The sequence below is a fragment of the Faecalibacterium sp. AF10-46 genome (genome assembly GCF_003604105.1).
GTDB lineage: Bacteria > Bacillota > Clostridia > Oscillospirales > Ruminococcaceae > Faecalibacterium > Faecalibacterium taiwanense.
Genome location: NZ_QVGY01000001.1, coordinates 1 through 19,890 on the forward strand (window position 1 = coordinate 1; position 19,890 = coordinate 19,890).

Annotated in this window: 20 protein-coding genes and 2 pseudogenes; 8 read left to right on the forward strand and 14 right to left on the reverse strand. The window is 54.8% G+C overall.

Annotation, left to right across the window (positions count from 1 at the left end; translation table 11 throughout):
* The 9 genes and pseudogenes from DWV57_RS00005 to DWV57_RS00045 form a co-directional block, all read right to left on the reverse strand.
* Positions 1-746 (reverse strand): annotated as a pseudogene (locus DWV57_RS00005) (plasmid recombination protein); the annotation flags it as partial.
* Positions 747-981: 235 nt separating this feature from the next.
* On the reverse strand, positions 982-1,503 hold the full coding sequence (locus tag DWV57_RS00010; protein ID WP_243089073.1) for a hypothetical protein: 522 nt from the start codon (positions 1,501-1,503) through the stop codon (positions 982-984).
* Positions 1,504-2,272: 769 nt separating this feature from the next.
* A complete protein-coding gene (locus DWV57_RS00015) occupies positions 2,273-2,512 on the reverse strand; it encodes an HPr family phosphocarrier protein (protein WP_117476345.1) in 240 nt (79 codons plus the stop codon).
* A 15-nt stretch (positions 2,513-2,527) separates the two neighbouring features.
* A complete protein-coding gene (locus tag DWV57_RS00020) occupies positions 2,528-3,496 on the reverse strand; it encodes a carbohydrate kinase (protein WP_118528305.1) in 969 nt (322 codons plus the stop codon).
* Between the two features lie 9 nt (positions 3,497-3,505).
* The gene (locus DWV57_RS00025) at positions 3,506-4,888 is read right to left on the reverse strand and encodes an MFS transporter (RefSeq protein WP_120019574.1); all 1,383 of its coding nucleotides are present in this window, start codon (positions 4,886-4,888) and stop codon (positions 3,506-3,508) included.
* Positions 4,889-4,921: 33 nt separating this feature from the next.
* Complete coding sequence (locus tag DWV57_RS00030) at positions 4,922-5,314, reverse strand: VOC family protein (protein ID WP_117476342.1); 393 nt, start codon at positions 5,312-5,314, stop codon at positions 4,922-4,924.
* Positions 5,311-6,372, reverse strand: coding sequence for an NAD(P)-dependent alcohol dehydrogenase (locus tag DWV57_RS00035; protein WP_117476341.1), 1,062 nt, complete (start codon positions 6,370-6,372; stop codon positions 5,311-5,313). The genes DWV57_RS00030 and DWV57_RS00035 overlap by 4 nt, the downstream gene beginning before the upstream one ends.
* A gap of 185 nt (positions 6,373-6,557) precedes the next feature.
* On the reverse strand, positions 6,558-7,685 hold the full coding sequence (locus DWV57_RS00040; protein ID WP_165853632.1) for an ROK family transcriptional regulator: 1,128 nt from the start codon (positions 7,683-7,685) through the stop codon (positions 6,558-6,560).
* Between the two features lie 208 nt (positions 7,686-7,893).
* Positions 7,894-8,142 carry a DUF6061 family protein gene (locus DWV57_RS00045; protein ID WP_118528299.1) on the reverse strand — a complete coding sequence of 83 codons (249 nt, stop codon included), beginning with the start codon at positions 8,140-8,142 and terminating at the stop codon, positions 7,894-7,896.
* A 575-nt stretch (positions 8,143-8,717) separates the two neighbouring features.
* Between DWV57_RS00045 and DWV57_RS00055 the strand changes: the two genes are divergently transcribed.
* Together DWV57_RS00055 and DWV57_RS00060 are read left to right on the forward strand one after the other, a co-directional pair.
* Complete coding sequence (locus DWV57_RS00055) at positions 8,718-8,936, forward strand: DUF6061 family protein (RefSeq protein ID WP_118528295.1); 219 nt, start codon at positions 8,718-8,720, stop codon at positions 8,934-8,936.
* A 482-nt stretch (positions 8,937-9,418) separates the two neighbouring features.
* Positions 9,419-9,619: pseudogene (locus tag DWV57_RS00060) on the forward strand (hypothetical protein); the annotation flags it as partial.
* A 68-nt stretch (positions 9,620-9,687) separates the two neighbouring features.
* Here DWV57_RS00060 and DWV57_RS00065 read toward each other — a convergent pair.
* From DWV57_RS00065 to DWV57_RS00085, 5 genes are all read right to left on the reverse strand, one after another.
* Positions 9,688-10,587, reverse strand: coding sequence for a 4Fe-4S binding protein (locus tag DWV57_RS00065; protein ID WP_120019575.1), 900 nt, complete (start codon positions 10,585-10,587; stop codon positions 9,688-9,690).
* Positions 10,584-11,048: an FMN-binding protein gene (locus tag DWV57_RS00070; protein WP_120019576.1), complete on the reverse strand. Its 465-nt coding sequence runs from the start codon at positions 11,046-11,048 to the stop codon at positions 10,584-10,586. The genes DWV57_RS00065 and DWV57_RS00070 overlap by 4 nt, the downstream gene beginning before the upstream one ends.
* Positions 11,045-12,154, reverse strand: coding sequence for an FMN-binding protein (locus DWV57_RS00075; RefSeq protein ID WP_120019577.1), 1,110 nt, complete (start codon positions 12,152-12,154; stop codon positions 11,045-11,047). The genes DWV57_RS00070 and DWV57_RS00075 overlap by 4 nt, the downstream gene beginning before the upstream one ends.
* 77 nt (positions 12,155-12,231) lie before the next feature.
* The gene (locus DWV57_RS00080; protein WP_118528289.1) at positions 12,232-13,548 is read right to left on the reverse strand and encodes a penicillin-binding Tp47 domain C-containing protein; all 1,317 of its coding nucleotides are present in this window, start codon (positions 13,546-13,548) and stop codon (positions 12,232-12,234) included.
* Positions 13,549-13,913: 365 nt separating this feature from the next.
* Positions 13,914-14,750, reverse strand: a complete 837-nt coding sequence (locus DWV57_RS00085; RefSeq protein WP_118528287.1) for a hypothetical protein — start codon at positions 14,748-14,750, stop codon at positions 13,914-13,916.
* Positions 14,751-15,121: 371 nt separating this feature from the next.
* Between DWV57_RS00085 and DWV57_RS00090 the strand changes: the two genes are divergently transcribed.
* The 6 genes from DWV57_RS00090 to DWV57_RS00115 all read left to right on the forward strand — a co-directional run bounded on the left by DWV57_RS00090 (position 15,122) and on the right by DWV57_RS00115 (position 19,879).
* Positions 15,122-15,904, forward strand: a complete 783-nt coding sequence (locus tag DWV57_RS00090) for a ZIP family metal transporter (RefSeq protein WP_118528285.1) — start codon at positions 15,122-15,124, stop codon at positions 15,902-15,904.
* Between the two features lie 213 nt (positions 15,905-16,117).
* Positions 16,118-16,729 (forward strand): class I SAM-dependent methyltransferase, encoded by a 612-nt coding sequence (locus DWV57_RS00095; protein ID WP_118528283.1) that lies wholly within the window; start codon positions 16,118-16,120, stop codon positions 16,727-16,729.
* A 132-nt stretch (positions 16,730-16,861) separates the two neighbouring features.
* Positions 16,862-17,704, forward strand: coding sequence for a class I SAM-dependent methyltransferase (locus tag DWV57_RS00100; RefSeq protein ID WP_120019578.1), 843 nt, complete (start codon positions 16,862-16,864; stop codon positions 17,702-17,704).
* Complete coding sequence (locus tag DWV57_RS00105; protein ID WP_120019579.1) at positions 17,701-18,633, forward strand: acyl-CoA thioester hydrolase/BAAT C-terminal domain-containing protein; 933 nt, start codon at positions 17,701-17,703, stop codon at positions 18,631-18,633. Before DWV57_RS00100 ends, DWV57_RS00105 begins: the two co-directional genes overlap by 4 nt.
* A gap of 1 nt (position 18,634) precedes the next feature.
* Positions 18,635-19,267, forward strand: coding sequence for an L-2-amino-thiazoline-4-carboxylic acid hydrolase (locus tag DWV57_RS00110; protein ID WP_120019580.1), 633 nt, complete (start codon positions 18,635-18,637; stop codon positions 19,265-19,267).
* Positions 19,268-19,273: 6 nt separating this feature from the next.
* Positions 19,274-19,879, forward strand: coding sequence for an L-2-amino-thiazoline-4-carboxylic acid hydrolase (locus DWV57_RS00115; protein WP_120019581.1), 606 nt, complete (start codon positions 19,274-19,276; stop codon positions 19,877-19,879).
* Positions 19,880-19,890 lie beyond the last annotated feature (11 nt).

Consider the following 19,890-nt stretch of genomic DNA (forward strand, 5'->3'; position numbering starts at 1 on the left):
TTGCGGTTGCCATACTCCGCTTCTTCCTCCAATTCCAGACCATGCCGTTTTGCAATCTCGAACAGCATCTTCCGGCAGGCGGCATCAAAGGTGATTTTGCGGTTGTTGCGGCGGCTGAGGGGTTTGTCCGGGTCGGGCAGGTTGAAGCCCAACACTTCCAATGCCTTTTCCTGCTGGGGAGCCACCTCACCGTACTTGTTCTCGCAGTCGAACACATGACGCTCATGGATATGGGGTGTGCTCTCATCCAGATGCAGTGCCCAGTCCAGCACATGAACGTGGTCGCCATACTTGGCCTTGAACTCCTCGATGAACTCTGTGACGACGCTCAGCAAGTCCTCTGCCGAAGCGTGTTCATCCAGCGTTCCAAGTTGGTAGATGGTCTCCTCCGGGCAGGTCTTGCGGCTGGACAGCAGGTCGGGAATGGAGCGGTTGCGCTCTGTGTGCCGAATCTTGGCGTTGCGCTCGTTCTGACCTTCGATAAAGGTCGTGTACCGGCTCTCGTAGAACTGCCGTTCCACATCTGAGAAGGTCGCCCCCAGATCGTCCGGGTCTTGTGGGTCGAGAGCCGAACGGAAACCGTGAAAGCAGTCCCAGTAGATGTTGCCCTTGGCTCGTTCCGGGTCGATGTGCTCACTGTTGGCAAGGTTGAAACTGCGGTCATTGTGCCTGGGGTTATAGGTGCCGTGGGTTCCGGCTCGTCCGTTGTGTCGTGTCAGTTTCAGATAGACATCCCTCCGTTTCATCAGTTTGGCGTGGGAGAACGCAGCAGCGGAGCTGCTGGATCTGCCGCCATTTTGCGCCAGATAATACCCAGTAGGATATGACGCACAGCATCATATCACTGGGGCAAAGAGCTGCGCTCTCTGCACTCTTGCTCCGGGCAAGCTGCCCTGAAGGACAGCTCGTCCGGTTTTTCAAAGGGTCATTTTGACCCTCTGATTTTGGCAAACTGTCAATCTGACACTTTGCCAACACCCCCTATAAAGGAGAACTTGGGCGTTTTGCTGCGTACGTGCGTACGCAGCAGGCGGTTTTCTCTGTACGCACGTACGCAGCGAAAGACCGAAAACGCACCATATAGAGCAGGTCGGACAGGAACCGCAGCCAATGGGAGGGCTGCGGAGCTTTCGGGTCATACCTGACCGGGAGTCGGTTGCGGACGATCTCCGGCTTGCCCTCCTGAAAGGTGCCATCCAGATACAGGGTTCCGTTTGCCAGTGCGATGCGGTCGGTGACGGGCGGAAAGTCCTCCACCTGTGCCGCCAGTTTCAGCACGTCCACGACATTGCTGACCCGTTTGGCGATATTTGCGCCGATATGGTCTCGCAGCATATCGAAAATTTCACAGCGCAGGTTCATGGTGTCTGTGACCCTGCCGTCCGGGGTGAAAAATGCGCCATTCACATAGAGGAGCTGGTGGGTGCTGAGAAAATCGTCACAAAACAGGGATTCGTTGAAGAAGCCTTTCTTGATCCATGCAGGGGTAAAGTTGTTTCCCATAGGCACACATCCTTTCTTCGGTGCTGCGGCTTATCCATGTGGTCAATTTGGCCACATGGATTTTCTCTGCTGCAACAGGTGGATAAACGTCCTTTGGGTTACGGCAAATCAATGTGGACAATTTGTCTACATTGATTTCTCCTGCCGCAACGAGTAGATAAACGTCCGTTTCACCTCATGTGCTCATTTTGACCACATGAGGTGAATTGCCGTTCTCTCTGCATGGCTTTCCTGCCCCCCTCCGGCGGCGTTTTCCGGCTCTCCTTCTCAGGGTCATCGCCGGGTATCCCATACAGACGGTCATGCGGTTTTCAAGGTCCAACGGGCAAAACGGCAACAAAAAAGCCGTCACAGAACAGACCAGCCCTGCCTTCGCTTTTTCTAGAAGGTCATGCTAGTCGGTTATGTGACGGCTGAAAGCCAAGATGTTCAGCCCCGCAGGGTCTGAACGAATATGTAAAAATATGTTATATTCAATTGTTGGGATAGATTACCACAAAAATCGAGCCGTGTCAACAAAAAGTTTTGAAAGCGCGTTGTTTTCGGCAGCTTGCAAGAAAAAGCAAGGGAAACTTTGGCAAAAAGAGAGAGGGCTGGGCGGTGCCAGCCCTCTTGACAAGGCAATGAGGCACATCAATATGGGCTTGCAAAATTTATTAAGGGAATGCGGTGATAGTAGGACTTATACAAATTAAAACACCGTTCGGTTCTGGTGAAGGAGAACCAGAACCGAACGGTGCAAATGGAAGAAGGAGAAAAGCGTAGAAAATCAGACGATGCAATCTGGGAGCAACGCATGGAGCTGTGTCAGCAGTTCTTCGCAAGAATCGGAATAAATCACAAGGGTAAGCGGATTGCTCAGGTCGAGACTGTAAATGCCAAGCAGGGATTTGGCATCAATGGTATATCGCCCGGAGACTAAGTCCATCTCATAGGGATATTTGGACAGCAAATCTACAAATTCCTTGACCTGATCGACCTGCCGCATTCTGATCTGTAATTTTGTCATAGGGTATCCTTTCTTTTACAGCAGTGGGATAGAGGCAATGCAGTTCTGAATTTCCACCATGGAGGGCATTGCAGGGATTGCGCCGCCCTTTGTCGTGGTCAGACTGCCCGCTGCATTGCCGAAGCGGACGATTTCTTCAAGCTCAAATGCAGGGAGGGTACGCAAATCCTCAGCATCTTTTCCTCGCAGCTGGTAGTGAATTGCGCCCATGAAAGCGTCGCCTGCACCAGTCGTGTCCACGGTAGGCACATCATAGGTGGGAAGATGCCCTGCTCCCACAGCGTTCCGGTAATAAGCACCCTTTGCACCCAGCGATACCAGCACAAGAGATGGCCCCATTTCGAGCAGGGCTTGTGAGCCGCGGGCAAGGTCGCTTTCGTTTGTGATAAGCTGCATTTCTTCCTCGGAAACTTTCAGAAGATCCGCCAGCTTGACACCTTCCTGCATCTGGACAACGGCATCTGCCGGGTGCTCCCACAGAAGCGGACGGTAATTGGGGTCAAAGCTGACCAGCTTGCCCTGCTGCCGTGCATACCGCGCAGCTTCCAACGTGGCGGTGCGGCTCGGGTCGGCGGTCAGAGAGACAGAGCCGAAATGGAAGATGGCAGCATCGTCGATCAGATTCCTGTTGACTTCTGCCGAAGTCAGCATCACATCGGCACCGGGGTTCCGGTAAAAGGTAAAGGAGCGGTCTCCCTTGCTGTCAAGCTGTACGAAGGCAAGGGTCGTGGGAATCTTTTCGTCAATCACCAGACCGGACACATCAATGCTGCTTTCCACAAGGGTCTGGCGAAGAAAATCGCCAAATCCGTCTTTGCCGACTTTTCCGATGAATGCTGTTTTGCCGCCCAGACGGGCATTCATGGCAAGGACATTGGCGGGTGCACCGCCGGGATTCCGGGCAAACAATTCGATGCCCTGTGCATTGGTTCCGTTCGGGGTAAAGTCGATCAGGCTTTCTCCCAAAGCTACAACATCAAACATGGTATCACCTCAACCTGTTTTTTTAGCGTTCAGTTCGGACATGATCTGGTTATACGAACGCTTACTGATTCGGTAGAAGAACAGGACAATCGCTGTTATCAGCCACAGCACACCGGGAAGCAGCGAGAATGCATAGTGCATCGCATTCTGCACGGCAGCATTCTGCACCTGATTGGGGGCAAAACTCAATGTACTCAGCACACCAGCCAGCGCAGAGGTGCCAATCGCCATGCCCAGCTTGTTCCCCAGTGAAACGAATGCGTACTGGAAACCATCGTTGCGGACACCGGTTTTCCACTCGCCATACTCCACGCAGTCGGGAACGATGGCGTAGATGGCGGTATTGAATCCGCAGAAGAAGAACTGGGACAGTGCAGCGAATGTATAGAACGGAATGGGAGAAGAAACTGCACTGAAGAAATAGAGCGCAATCAGGGAAACACCGGTTCCGGCAGCGAAAAGGGAAGCGGTGTGCCCTTTGTTGCCCAGCTTTTCAAACACGAAGGGGAATGCCGCAGCACCCAGAATGGAGGGAACGATCAGGATCATCGAGTAGATGGTAAACAGATTCTCGTTGCCTTCCACATATTTGAAGTAATAGAGCAGGTCGGCATTGCGGCCATACAGCGTCACACCGAACAGGAACTGACCCGCCAGTGCAATCAGGTAGGGCTTGTTCTGAAGCGCTGCATCCAACTGCTTTTTCAGTGAGACTTTTTTTCGCTCCGGGGGCTGGACGACCTCTTTGGTTTTGGCAAAACAGAACCAGTGACAGAGGGTGAAGATACCGCCGTAAAGGACGGTCACCAGAAGATATCCCCGTGCTGCATTATCACCGCCAAAAGCAGAGATCAAAGGCAGGGTGATGATGTTGATGATATTGATGGCGATCATGGCACAGACGGAGCGAGAGGTGTTGATTTTCGCACGCTCCTCGATGTTCTGGGTCAGGGTGCCGCAGAGCGTACCATAAGGGATGTTCACGCAGGTATAGCCCAGAACCAGTACACAGTAAGTAATGTACATATACAGGCTCTTGGCACTGTCTGACCATGCGGGGTGCGCCCAGAACGTCAGCACGAGCACCACAGCAGTTGCCGGTGCGCCGAACAGCAGCCATGGACGGTAGCGTCCCCAGCGGGAACGGGTGCGGTCGCTCAGCGAACCGATCACGGGGTCATTGATGGCATCCCAGAAGCGGGAGACCAGCATCAGGAGGGACACTGCCGCCATGCTGATGCCGCAGACATCGGTGTAAAAAATCATCAAGAAGTTGCCAACGAACATCCAGCTGAAGTTGCAGCCCACATCGCCCATGCCGTAAGCGATTTTACTGATCAGAGGGACTTTGATGTTCGTATCCTGCTGGTTCGGCTCTGCTGTGTAACTCATACGGCGCGCTCCTTTCTCCTCTTGACGCGATGCTTATAATTTCTGGCAGAACTCTATTCTCTCTTTATTCGGGCCTTCGACCATGAAAAAGCGCACACCGTTTTCCCAGAACGGCAGTGACTGGATGCTGGAATGCAGCAGGTGCATCCCTGCCTCTTTTGCTGCAGCAAAGGCGGCTTCGATATCGGTCGTTGCCAGAGCTACATGGTCGATTGCTCCGGCCTTTTCCGCCGCACGATGGTTTTCATAGGTTTCGATCATCAGATCGCCAAGCTGAAGAAACGCAACGCGCTCCCCGGCGGCTTTGTTTACCGTTTCCAGCGCAGAAACAAACCCCAGCTTCTTGTAAAATGCAATGGTCTTGTCGAGATCATTTGTCGGGATGCCAATGTGCGCCACACCGGTCAGAACCTGCGGAAAACTCATACCTTCGTTGCCTCCGCAATCTTCACCACTGCTTTGACGATGTTGGCCTTGTCCGAAATGCTCTTGTCCATGGCATTCTGGATGTCGTCAAAGTCAAAGATGTTGGTCACAATGCCCTTCAGGTTGATTTTGCCGGAAGCAACGGCATCGATCGCCATGGGGTAAATGTGGCGATAACGGAACACGGTCTTGAAGGTCAGTTCCTTGTCCAGTGCAAGGCTCATAGGCAGGGTCATCTCGCCGGATTTGGAGTAACCAACCAGAACGATGTTTGCACCCTTCTGCGCCATCTCAATGGCCTGGCGGGTAGTGATTTCTGTACCAGCAGTCTCGATAACGAGGTCGCAGCCCAGACCATCGGTCAGGTCGAGAATCGTTTGGACGGCATCCTTTTCGCGGCTGTTGATCACACCGTCTGCACCCAGTTCAAGAGCCTTATCCAGACGCTTCTGCATGATATCCACAACGTAAACACGGGAAACACCCTCGGCTTTCAGCGCCATCATGGAGACCAGACCAATGCAGCCTGCACCCATGACCACCGCAGTCTGACCGGCATGAGCACCGCCCTGATTGGCTGCGTGGAAACCAACAGCCAGAGGCTCGATCAGCGCACCTTCCATGGTGCTTACGTTGTCCGGCAGCTTGAAGCAGAGGTTTGCTTCATGGGCCACATACTCCTGAAAAACACCGTCTACCGGCGGAGTAGCGAAGAACACGACATCCGGGCAGAGGTTGTATTTGCCCTCACGGCAGAACTTGCAGTGACCGCAGGTCTTGCCCGGCTCCAGCGCAACGCGGTCGCCGACTTTCAGATGCTTGACAGCACTGCCAACTTCCACGACTGTGCCGCCCGGCTCGTGGCCCAGCACGAACGGCGGCTTGACTACATAATTGCCGATCGCACCCGTTTCATAGTAGTGCATATCGCTGCCGCAGATGCCAACGTATTCCAGCTTGACCAGAACTTCGTCCTCTTTGGGTGTGGGGATCGGGCGGGTGGTGTAGCCCATCTTGCCGATGCCGTTCATGACTGCAACTTTCATTGTGCCTTTCATAAGATGACCTCCGTTTTTGTTTGTTTATTAACTTTTATAAAGTGTTTATGAATGTGACTACAAATTAGCACACCGCACAACCAAAGTCAAGCCCTTTTTCGCGGATTCGGAGAACTGCACAAGGAAAAAGCGGCGGAATTGTGCAAAAAATCGAGGACGGCAGGTGCCGTCCTCGATGGGAAGGTTTATAGGTTCTGAATGAAGGCTTCGATATGGAGCAGAGCGGCTCCCAGCGCAGAGGCTTCCAGCTTATAGCGGCTGAACTTCAGGTAGGAACTGTCCGGCTCAAACGTATTACGCTCGACCAGCATTTCCCGGAGCGGTTCGCCAAACTCTGCCAGAAATCCGCCAACGTAGCCGCCAACAATTACATCACAGTCGAAGGTCATGCGCAGATTATTGACTGCTACAGCAAGGTAAGAAAGGTATTCATTCCATGCCGTTTGCAAAGCTGCATCGCCAGAGCGCAACCCATCAAAGAATAGTGCAAGATTTCCGTCAGTCAGTCGGGAGAGGACTTTTGCAGAGCAATAGGCATCCAGACAGCCCTTTTTTCCGCAGTAGCAGGGGCGGCCATCGGGAACGAGCGTGTTGTGCCCGAACTCTCCGGCACGAAGATGGTCGCCGCCATAGAGCGCTCCACCGGTCAGAATCGCACCACCGACACTGTTGCTCAGAGAAAGGTAGACAAGGCTGCGGGGAGATTCGAGGTCGCGCACTTCAGCAAGTCCGGCAGCGTTCGCGTCATTGATGAACCGGCAGGAGAACGGGATGTAACGGCTGAATTCTTCGGTAGGAACATTCCGCAGACCCAAGGCATGAGAGTAAACCAATGTCTGCCCCTCTTTGTCCAGAATACCGGGCAGCGAAATGCCGACACCCAGAATTTTTTCCACCGGGTAGCCCTCTTTTTCGATCAGCCCCTGCACGATTCCGGCAAGCATTTCCGCATAGGTGTCCGACCGCTCATAAAGACGCTTTTTACGCTCATAGTGGAGAAGGTTACCGGACAGATCGACCAGAACTGCTCCGACATGATTCTGGGTGATCTCCAGTCCGACCGCAAGTCTGGCATTCCGCACGGGAGCAAATGCTCTCGCCTTGCGCCCGCCGGTAGATTCAAAGGTGCCGACCTCCTGCACCAGTCCCATCGCCATCAGTTCTTTGACATTCTGCAATACGGTCGGCCAGCTGTTGTTGACTTTTGCCGCAAGCTCCGGCTGCGAGATTCGGTCGCAGGAAAAAATGCTGCGAATCGTTCGGATGCGGTTGATTTTTTTAACATCACGGTTATTTGCGCCGCTGCCGGTCATGGGCTCACTCACCTCCAAGAGCAGATTCAACATTTGAAAGAAGATTTATAAAGCTCTTTCTTATTATAGAGAATCTGGAGAGATTCTGCAAGGGAAACATTTACAAAAAAGCGTTAGCCGAAAAGAGCGAGTTGCTTATGGATAAGAAGCGATGCTACCAGCTTATGGCAAACCATAGGTCGGTGGGCACTGTGTTCTTTATAGGGACTTAATCTTCCAGCCTGCCGTGGTCGCATCCCAGCGAGAGATAGTGCTCCATCTCTCCTCCCAGCACAAGCTGTGCATACTCCAAAGGCTTATGGTAGAGCAGCCAGTCAAGTTCTGCCCGCTGTGCCGGGGTGTTGCCGTACTTGTCCTCGATGGCGACGCAGTCGATGGCAACGGCAGAGCCATCAGCGAACCGGGCTTCCACCCGGTTGGTGTCCATGTTGTAGCGGCAGGAAAGCAGTTTGTTCATGGGAAAACTCCTTTTATATAAGGTGGTGTCAGTTCGATTGTCCGTATCCCTGCCAAGAATCAAATTGTTGATGTACATTTGATGTGTGGTATAAATTGGTGATATAGAGTGTGCCTTTCGCCGGATGAAACAGACCTGTTTTCACCCCATTGCATAAAAATCCGATACCTGTTTTAAGGTGCTGATTTTGGCTCTGCACATTTTTGCACACTTTTTGCACACCGGAACGGCTGGATAACGGATGCAAGACGGAACATCATGTGCAGATAATGCAAAGGATGCAAAACATAAAATTTCGATGAAACGACAAAAATAACGGAACTGCGTGATTCTGGAAATTGATGAATGTTGCACATCGGTTTCTCTTAATCAGTGGGCCCAGGGTTCGAGTCCCTGGAGGCGCACCACAACAACAAAATCCGAACTTTTTTCCGATAGGAGAAGGGTTCGGATTTTTTGTGTTCTTCGGAAAACAGAACGAATCCCTTGCTTCCATCGAAAAGCGTCCCAGACTTTATCATAAGAAAGCACGACAGACCACTGCAAGAGTGCCGTAAGGTAGAAAGGACACGAGTATGAAGTACGATGAAAGAACCTGCAAATTCAACATGGACACCGGCTGCGTGGAGCTGCTGCTCCGGGATGGGAGAATGATCTCCATTGACTGCACTGGGGTCGAGGATGGATTGGACGTGACCATGGCGCAGAGAACGGAACTGGACTACCTCATTTTCAACAAATGTTTCCAAATTGTTAAGACGCAAAAAATAAGTAGCGGGGCTCTGCTCATGTAATGGGGCCACCGTTTGCTCCGAACGAAGTTCCTGCCCCTGTTTGTGCAGCGGCGTTGACTGGAAAGCCGGTATCACGTTCGGGCGGCTCATGAAATTTTCAAGGTGCAATCTTCCCCGGAAAAGAAAAATACCGCCCAAGCAGCGCAGCGATGATTTTGTCGGGTGAATCGGCGACAAAATGAATCGGGTGTGTTGTGGGGCGGTTGATCTTTCAGGGATAATCCACGGAGAGGCCGTGTTCAAAATGAACACGACCGCATCTTGTGGAGAGATTCAGGTTACTCCACAAAATCAGTGGAATTTACAAGAAAAATACCACGGTATGTAGAATGCGTCAAGAGGATTTTGAAAAATTCGTTATGCAAAATCGAAAAAAGTACGACGCATTCAATCTTTCTGCTACCTTTATAGGCTGCGTTTGCGAATTTCCGCAAGTGAGCATGACCAAAATGATTCTCCGTATCAAGCTGCCACTAACAATGTTAAAAGTCATTGCCAACGCCCTGCAAAAGCGGGTGGGCAGCAATTACCGCTTTGTGCTCAGCTTCAACTCAGCGCTCATCCTTCTGGGCGCACTGGGCATCCTGCCCCCGGCTACCAGCGCCATGCTGCATAACCTTTCCACCCTTGGCATCAGCCTGCGCAGCATGACAGATCTGTTGGAGCAGAAGCCTTCCCTGTAAAAATGACAAATCGTCCCAGCCAAAAGGAGGCTGCTGCACAAATGTTGTGCGGCGGCCTCCTTTTTGGTTCAGATAAACCGGCAGAAACCCAGCCAGCAGCCCAGCAGGAAGAAGAGCAGCGCCTTACCCAGCACCGGCAGCCACAGGTGCTTGCACAAGGCTATATCCCACCGGTGGATGTTCTGTTTAGGGCAGGTGCCCACGCAGGCTTCACAGGCGATGCATTCCCCGCTGCGCAGGCTGCTTTCCTCCAGCTTCAGGCACACCGGGCACTGCTGCTTGCAGGCATTGCACCCCGGGATGCAGCCATCGCTCTGCCGGTGCAGCCGCGCAAAGGGCAGCACCGGCAGCAGGGCGAACACCGCTCCCATAGGGCAGAGGAACTGACAAAAGAACCGAGGCTGCACTGCCATGCCCAGCAAAATGAGCACAAACAGCGCAATGCCCACGCCGAAACCCTCCGGCGGCAGACGCAGAGCTGTCAGGCGGGAAAACACCTCCCACGGGCTTGCGCCGGTCAGCAGCTTTTCCTGCCGGGTCACATACAGCGCCACCAGCCCCGCTAGCAGCAGATATTTGACCTTCTGCCCCCAAAGCACCGCCCGCTCCGGCAGACGGAGTGGCTTTTTGCGGTGGAACAGCTTTTTCTGGATAAGCCCGGACAGTGCCCAGACGGCATCACCCAAGCTGCCAAAGGCGCAGGCGTATCCGCAGAAAAAACGGTCGAACAGCAAAGTGAAGCCGCACAGCCCCAGCAGAGAAAGCGTGAAGCTGTCCGCTGTGAGCACCTCGCCCGCACCGATGTGCAGAAAGATCTGCTTTACCCCGGAAAACCCGGCCACGAACGCGCCCGGCATGGACACAAAGAAGAACAACTGCACCCCGGTGCGCAGCCATATACGGCGCTTTTTGTCCCGCTGACGCTGCTGCGCCACTGTCAAAGGCTTTGCCTGTGTTTTTTCCATCATCCTGCCGCCTTTCCCAGTGCGTCCTCGACTGCACCGATGAGACCTTCTGCCGTGAGGGTAGCGCCGGAAACGGTATCCACCCCGGCAGACTGTACTGACAGCATCTCGTCCAGCAAAGGCAGCGCCTGCTTATAGTAGGGCTTATCCTCGCCGGAGGCATCCAGCACCGCAATATCGGTCATTTTTCCGTTCTGAATGGTCACCGACACCCGGATGACATCGCCAAAACCAAAGGCGCTGCCCTCATAGGTGCCGTCCCGGTAGCCGCTTTGAGTCTGCTCTGCCTGCGCTGCGCTCTGCGCCTGCAAAACGGAAGCGTTGTAGGCTTCCACCTCAGCGATCTCCTGCTTGCGTTGGCTCACCGCTGCTGCCTGGACCAGCGCCACCTGCTGGTATTGCCATAGTACCTCCAGAATCAGCAGCAGGTTCACCGCCCGGAGAAGAAAATTCTTGTATTTCACTCCACTGCTCCTTCCGTTTCAGGTTCGGCTTCGGTCTCTTCCGGCGGCAGTACCGCTTCGGGTGCCAGCAGCACTTCCTCAGAAGATGCCGGTTCCGGTTCAGAGGATGCCGGTGCATCTGCCGGGAAAAGCTGCTGCCATATCTCTTTGAGCCATGCGGGAACGACGCTCTTTTCTTCCGGCTGCACCACCTCCACGGTGGGCGCAGCGACCGGCGTTTCCTCGGATCCTTCTGCTTCAGATGGTGCCGCGGCTTCTGCCGCTTCTTCCGATGCTGCCTGCTCCGGTTCGGCTTCCTCTGCCGGGGCAACCGCCGCCTTTGCCAGTGCCAGCTTGACCGCGTTCAGGATGCCGGTGGAGGAGTAGGTCGCGCCGGAAACGGCATCCACGTTGGGACTCTGCCCTTCCAGAATGGCGGGGATGACTTGTTTTGCCTGAGAGAGATATTCCTCCTCGTCCTCGGCGCTCAGAAGGGTGATATCGGTGATCTTATCCTCTGCCACCGTGACCTGCACCGTGATCTCGCCCTCAAAACCCATAGCTTCGGCAGTGTAGATGCCGTCAAGGTAGGTAGAGGGCGCGGTAAATTCCTCCACCACCAGCGGTGCGGCGGGCTTTGGCTGCGGCGGCAGGGGGTTGTTGACTACCTCGCCGGTCAGGGCGTTCTGCACCGCACCCAGAATGCCCCGGCTGGTATAGGTGGCCTCGGAAACGGCATCCACCTCCCAGCTCTGGGCTTCCACCACGGTGGTCAAAAGCCGCTTGGCGCGCCGCAGAAACTGCTTTGTCTCGTGGGAAGCGTCCAATATCTCGACCTCCGTGATGCTGCCGTTTTCCATGGTGACCTGCACCCGGACGGCACCGCCGTAGCCCCGGGAAGAGCCGACGTAAATTCCATCGGCATAGGGCAGCTTGGGCAGTACTTCTTCCTCCGCTTCGGAGGAAGCGGCTTCTGACGGCTGCTCCACCACAGCCGTCAGTCTTTCCGGCACGGCGGCCAGCACCGGCACGGTGCGGGGCAGGGCAAAAAGCACGGCTGCTGCTGCCGCCACCGCCGGGAGCAGCTGCACCAGCGGCAGCAGCGCATTGCATCGTTTTTTGTTCATTCCATCTTCTCCTGACACGGAAAAGCAAGGCCGCCTGCTTCAAGCGACCTTGCCGTTTTGTACTGTATTTTGCTGGATTAGGCAGCCTTCAGGTTCTGCACAGCATCGGTCAGGTGGGTCACCTGTTCCAGTGCAGCAGCCTTATACAGGGTATCCCGGCTCAGCAGTTCCATGCTTTCGGCGAGCTCAGTCTCCAGATCAGCGTAGCTGGCTGCGGTGTAAGCGGCCTTTGCCTTGCTCTGTGCCGTGGCGACCACAGCCTGCAGGGCGGCGCGGTCTGCATCGCTTGCCAGCTCGTGCTTGGCAAGGTTCTCGGCAGTGGTCTGGAACTTCACCACCGTGTCGGCATAGCCCAGTGCGCGGATAGTGATAGTCCAGTAGCCGGTGCCATCGGTACCCTCCGGCAGCTGGCAGCGGGCGGAATCGCTCAGACCCATCTGGATGCCCATGGACTTGTGCATCCAGTTGTCGGCTGCAAACTTAGTGCCGTAGGAGGCCTTGGCGTGGATATAGGTGCTGTCATCGCCGTAGTAGGTCCACACCACAGACTGCATCCGGGAGCCCAGCTCGCCGTAATTGCCGTTCAGATCCACACGGATGAACTCGCCAAAGCTGCCTACATCGCTGCCGCTGCGCAGGTTCACGGTAAGACCATCAGCAGCCTTCTGGGCGGCTTCTGCCACGCCGGAACCGGTGCCGGTATGTGCGGCAGAGAAAGTGTAGCCATCGCCGCTCTTGGTTGCGTACTTCAGGCCGTTGGTGTTTTCGTCCACCGTAGCCGTCAGGGTATAGGCGGTCAGTTCCTTTTCAGAGTAGCCACCCACCAGCTGACCGCCGTTTTCCACCACGGTGTACTTGGAGCAGAAATCTGCAAGGTCGCTGGTGGCCACGCGCACCGGCACATACTTGGTGCCCAGCACCTCGTAGTGATCCATCTGCACGGTAGAACCGTCGGCCTTGGTAATGGTGCCCCGGTTCCAGCCCACGGAGGTGCCATCGGCCAGATAGATGGTCTTGCCATCGTCCGACCAGTGGGAAACGGTGTAGCTGCTGCCGTCCTTGGCGTAGATCACAGCAGTGCTCTGGAAGCTGCCGCGGTGCAGGCCGTGGTTGACGGTAGCGCGGGAGACTGCATCAAATGCGCCAAGGTCGTGCTCCTCGTGGCTGTCCAGCTGTGCAGAGGCGGCAGCGTTGCCGGCAGCATAGACCTTCTCATTTGCCCAGTACTCATCCCAAGTCAGGGCAGCATAGAGGTAGGTGTACTTTTCGCCCAGCAGAAAATCGAAAAAGCCGTTCTCCTCCTCGGCGGGGGCTGCTGCAAAGGCGGTAGCGGTCAACAGACTGAACGCCATAGCCGCCGACAGCAGCAGGGAAAGAAATTTCTTCAGTTTCATGAAAAATTCTCCTTTCATCGCAATGGCAGAAAATTGCGGTCATATAGTTAGCCTGGTCTAACATTTCATGCAAAGAAAAACCTGCGAGGCGAGGCCCCTCAGATGGTTAGAATTGGCTAATTGACGAAACCTAAAATAGCACTCCTGTAGAGCCTTGTCAAGAAAAAGCGGGGATGTTTATGGAGGCTAATTTTTCGGCAGAAGGTGCCGACATCAGGATGAAGTTTGCTGGTTCCGGCCATGGAGCTGGACTGCGGCTGCGGCGGCGGGGCGAACATCAAAACAGAGAAAAGAAAGGCCGCCTGTTTCAAGCGACCTTGCCGTTTTGTACTGTATTTTGCTGGATCAGGCAGTTTTCCGCAGCCTCACAGTGCCACGCTGACCGGCAGGACATACACACCGTCGGCGGCGTAGAAGGTGATCTGAGTAATCGTCTTGCCGATGATGGATGCAAAGTAAGGATCATCGGCATTGAAGCCCAGTTTGGTGCCATGCCAGATGTTGGTCACATGATGCAGACCGTACTCACTGCCATCGGCGGTGGTCAGAACTACGCCGTAGACCTTGTTGGTCTTGTAGTCCAGATCAAAACCGGAGATTTTCATCTCGTAGGTGGCGTGGTGACCGTTGGTATTCAGCTCCACAGTGGTGCCCTCTACGGTGGTCTCGGTGGCGTGGACCTTGCCAAACTCCCACTTGCCGCTCAGCAGGTCATACCAGGCGGTAATGTAGCAGGCAGGGGTCTCACTGAGCTTGTAGTAAGCGTAGCTCTCGTTCTCAAACAGGGCATCCACACCGGTATAGGTGGTAGTGGATTCCTCGCCCTTCAGGGTAACGGTGATGTCGCAACTGTCGGCATCGGTGACCTGCTTTGCATTCTTCAGCGCCCACGGGGTCAGTACCTTGACCGGAAAGGAAACACCGGTGATGTCGGTGCCGTCGGCGTTGACATGGTAGGAACCGGCAGCAAGCTTGCCTGCACGGGTCTTGTTTTTGGTGGCGCTGGTAACAGCATCTATCTCAGATGCGTTGTCCACACCGGCAGCTTTGTAGAAATCGGCGTAAGGGATGTTCATCTGGACATAGCTGGAGGACAGGCAGTTCTCCTGCTCCACCTCTTCCGCAGCGAAGGCCGGGACTGCCACAGCGCACACCAGCATAGCAGCAGCAAGTGCACCTGCAAATACTTTTTTCAATCTCATTGTAACACACCTCAATCTCTGGTTTGAAAAGGTTTGAAAACACACGGTTAGCTATACCTAACATTTCGTGCAAAGAAAAACCCGCGGGGCGAGACCCCTCAGATGGTTAGGATGAGCTAATTGACGAAACTTAAAATAGCACGCCTGCAGAGCCTTGTCAAGAAAAAGCGGGAATGTTTATGGAGGTTAATTTTTCGGTAGAAGGTGCCGCAAAGCCTTTGGGCAACACCGCACAATTCCCGCCTGACGGCTTGAGCACCGTTCCGGCGGCTGTGGCGCTTAGAATTATGCGGGATTGCCCTTGACCTTTTTGCCGGAGCGCAGTATACTTTTTATGTGGTTAGTTATATTTAACCACAAGGAGGTTCGACATGATACAAGACGCATTCTGGGGGATCCTGATCCCCTTTCTGGGCACAAGTCTTGGGGCAGGCTGTGTATTCTTTTTGAAAAAGTCCCTGAGCGACGGCATCCAGCGCGCCCTCACCGGCTTTGCCGCCGGAGTGATGGTGGCGGCATCGGTATGGAGCTTGCTGATTCCGGCTATGGAGCAGGCCGCAGATCTGGGCAGGCTGGCGTTTTTCCCGGCGGCAGCAGGCTTTTGGCTGGGCATCCTGTTTTTGCTGCTGCTGGACCATCTCATCCCGCATCTGCACCAGAACAGTTTGCAGGCCGAAGGGCCAAAAAGCCAGCTCCAGCGCACCACCATGATGGTTTTGGCGGTGACGCTGCACAACATCCCGGAGGGCATGGCAGTGGGCGTAGTCTATGCCGGATATCTTGCCGGGAGCGCTCAGATCACTGCCGCCGGGGCGCTGGCGCTTTCCCTTGGCATTGCCATCCAGAACTTTCCGGAGGGTGCCATCATCTCCATGCCCCTGCGGGCGGAAGGAATGAAAAAGGGCCGGGCGTTCTGGGGCGGCGTACTGTCCGGCATCGTAGAGCCTATCGGGGCAGTGCTGACGATTCTGGCGGCAGGCATCGTGGTGCCCGCTTTGCCCTATCTGCTCAGCTTTGCCGCCGGAGCCATGCTGTATGTTGTGGTGGAGGAGCTGATCCCGGAAATGTCACAGGGACAGCACTCCAACGTTGGCACCGTGTTTTTTGCGGTAGGCTTCAGCGTGATGATGGTGCTGGATGTGGCACTGGGGTGACGGCTGGGGGTCTTGAAAACGAAATCTATTTCGGAATCTCCGAAAATACCTGAACTTCTTGACAGCGACAACAGCAGGGCGTATTATTTTGGCAGAAGGGCCGCTGAGATGCGGCTTTTTATAGAACAAAAAGTTAGCTTTTACTAACTACAGCGCGAGGAACTGCGTGAAAAGCATTGCATTGTGAACTGTAAATAGAAAGAGGGTGGCGTTATGTCCTTTTTTGAAAACACCCGCAAGCCCGTAGGTCTTGGCGGGAAGATCATGGTTACCATGATGAACTTTGGCCACAGCGCAATGGCAGCGTGGGGGCTGCGTTTTTTGCAGCCTGCCCCGGATGCCAGGGTGCTGGACTGCGGCTGCGGTGGCGGGGCGAACATCAAAACGCTGTTGAAACTGTGCCCTAAAGGCAAGGTGCAGGGCATCGATTATTCGGCTGTCAGCGTAGAAAAAGCGCGTAAGGTCAATGCGGGCGCCATTGCGGCAGGACGGTGTACCGTGCAGCAGGCAAGTGTGGCAGAACTGCCGTTTGAAGCGGAGCAGTTTGAGGTAGTGACCGCCTTTGAAACGGTCTATTTCTGGCCGGAACTTGTGCAGAATTTCAGAGAGGTCTATCGGGTGCTGAAGCCCGGCGGGGTCTTTTTCATCTGCAATGAAGCAAACGGCGAAACAGCAAAAGACGACAAATGGACACAGATCATCAATGGCATGACCATCTACACGGATACTGCCCTGAAAACATATCTGGAGCAAGCAGGCTTCTGTAAGATTCAGAGCCACAAAAATAAAAAGGGCTGGCTGTGCGTTATGGCGCAAAAGCGGTGAAATAGTGTAAGGAGAACGAAGTATGGAGCGAAAAGAAGCAATCCGCAGCGCCTATCGTACGGTAGGTATGGCGGTCATAGCGGCTGTACTGGCGGCAATTATGACAGTTTTTATTCACTGAGGAAGGAACCTATGAAATACAAAATCGAGAAAAACACCGTGCAGGAGACGCTGATCCTCCCGCTGTATTCCCGGAAGCTGTGTACGGAGCTGTACCCGAACCTTTACCGGGATGAAACAGCGGTTCGTCTGCTCGACCAGATCGACTACGATTTTTCAGGGGCGGAGAAAAGCTCCCGCGGCCTGATGCAGCGGTTTGGTGCGCTGGAGGTGGCCATGCGGCAGAACGACCTTACCTTTGAGGTGCAGGCGTACCTGAAAACGCACCCCTGTGCGGCGGTAGTCAACCTGGGCTGCGGGCTGGACAGCACCGGCAGAGCCTGCGACAACGGCAGTTGCAAGATCTACAATCTGGACTTCCCGGATGTTATTGCCTTGCGGCAGCAGCTGCTGCCCGCCGGGGAGCGGGAGCAAAACATTCCCTGCGACCTGAAAGACCCCGCATGGTTTGGCAGAATCGATGCCTCCGGCGGGGCGGTGTTCTTTGCCTCCGGGGTGTTCTATTACTTCCCGACCCAGCAGGTCCGGGAACTGGTGCGGGGGATGGCGGACGCTTTTCCCGGCGGGGTGCTGGTCTTTGATGCCGCCAACCGCACGGCGGTGAAGATGATCGCAAAAACATGGCTCAAGACTGCAAAGATCAAGGATGTGGGGGCATATTTCGCGGTTTCGGATGCCAAAAGCGAGCTCTCCCCATGGGACAACCGTTTGCGAGTATCCAGCCGGGGCTATATGTTAGGTTACAGCGACCTGAAAGACCCTTCCGTCAGCGGCTTTTTCCGATTCCTCGCAAGGGTTGGGGACAACGGGATGAAAATGCAGATCGTGAAGATCGGATTTGGAGGGAGAGCATGAAACACCTGCACTTTGATGTGGAACTCAATGGCTTTTACGGTGCGTATTGGGCGTGTGTCGGCGGTTCAGACTGTGCGGTCATCACGATGATCGGGGATGATCCGGAGGATCGGCTTGCGCGCTCGGCAGTGAAATGGCTTTGCGGGTGCGGCGTGAACGTGCTCACAATGTCGCCCGCGAAAAAAGATTACGGACATCATAATTACCCGCTTGAGCGTGTGGAGACGGCAATTTCATGGCTGAAAGCTAACGGTAACAGAAAGATCGGCATTGCCGGTGCATCGACCACCGGAACGCTTGCGCTGACAGCAGCTGCCATGTTCCCGGATATCACCCTGACCATTGCCATGACACCCAGCGACTTTGTGTGGCAGGGCTTTCTGCAGGGCAAAAGGGACGGCTGCAAGGAGTGGCCGGTCGAGGGTGAATCGCTGTTCTCCTACCGGGGCAAGCCGCTGCCCTATATGCCGTTTTGCTATCAGCATCCCGACTATTGGCACTGCATCGCCGCCGAGAGCAAACGCACCGGCGATATGGTAAACTCCCGCAAGCTGTTTGACGATTCCGAGACAGCTCATCCGATCGAGCCGGAAGAATACATTCCCGTTGAAAACATCCGGGGAAAGCTGCTGCTGATCGGCGCGGAGGACGATGCGCTGTGGGACACCGCAAAGTATATCCGCCGGATGGAAAAGCGCCTTGCCGAAAAACCGCATGAATGCGAGATCGAGACGATGGTTTATGCCCACGGCACCCACTTCGTTTTCCCGGAGGGGATGCTGAAAATCATGCTGCCGGTTGGCTCCGGTCTATTTGTGAAGTTCGCGTTTCAGGCAGCAAAAAAATATCCGAAGGAATGCCGCCAGACCCGGATAGACATCGAGAAACGGATGTGCCGGGTGTTAGCGGAATGGAAAGGAGCAAAGTGAGATGCGTTGGATGGGAATGCCCATGGCCATGTGGGCGGTGTTTGCCAGATCGTTTCAGACGCAGCTGACGGCGGTGCTGGGCTATGATGCAGCCACCGCAAAGCAGATCACCAAAAGCGCCAAGCCGAAATACAAAGAGATCATCGCCAAATTGCCGGAGTTTGAAAAAGCGGACCGCTTCAAGATGAACATCGTCAACTGCGCAATGCTCGGCGCGTTCATTCTCTCCATGCCGGAGCGCCCGGAAGCGGACAGGCTGACGGATTACTATGCAAGATCCATGATGACAAAGCCCATGCAGTGGTTCTGCCGCAAGAGCGGAAAAAGCAAGTTTACCGCAAAGGACATTGCCGCCATGAAAGCCACCGCCGCTCTGAAAGCCGCCGACCGCAACCCCTACTCGTGGAACATGGACTTTTACGAATACCCGGATGGCAGCGGCTACGAGGGACGCTTTACAAAATGCGGCATCTGTGTGCTGATGAAGGAGCTGGGTCTGTACGACCTGACCCCTGCTTTGTGCCATCTGGACTACACCATGAGCGAAGCAGGCGGTGTGACAAAGTTTGTGCGGCAGTACACCCTTGCCTCCGGCGGGCCCTACTGCGACTGCGGGTACAAAAAGAAGGGGTGACGGACGATGAAGGCGAAGGAAACCTATCTCTCCCGTGATTTCCGGGAGACTGTGGCGCAACGCTTTCCTGCGCAGGCAAAGCAGCTGAACGCCGCTTTTGATATGCGCCTGAGTGCGCTGCTGGCTGAAAATGCAGATGCAAGCAATGAAAAGCAATATCACCTCAAGCGGCAGATATTGCCGGGCATTTCGGCCTACGAGACCTTGCAGCGGGTCATGCCGAAAGAGGAGGCACTGCAAACCGTTCACGGCTATGTGGAGCACTTGGCGAGAACGAGCCACAAACAGCTTGCCGCCCTGCTGCACATACCGGGGCTTTACCGCCTTGTTCCCGGCGTTTTCGTCAAATCCACCCGGAGCATTTTCGGCCCGGCGGCGGGCTTTGCCCCAAAAGAACTGCAGACCGGTAACGGCGTCTGGCGTGTGGATATGATGAAGTGTCCCTATCACGACACCTGCGCAGAATACGGCTGCCCGGAGCTGTGCCGCTGCTTTTGCGACAGCGACGACATCAGCTATACCGGGCTGCATCCGAAGCTCATTTGGCATCGAACGAAAACGCTGGGGCGTGGGGATGACCGCTGCGACTTTTGCATGAAGGTCAAAAAATAGCGGGGAGGCAG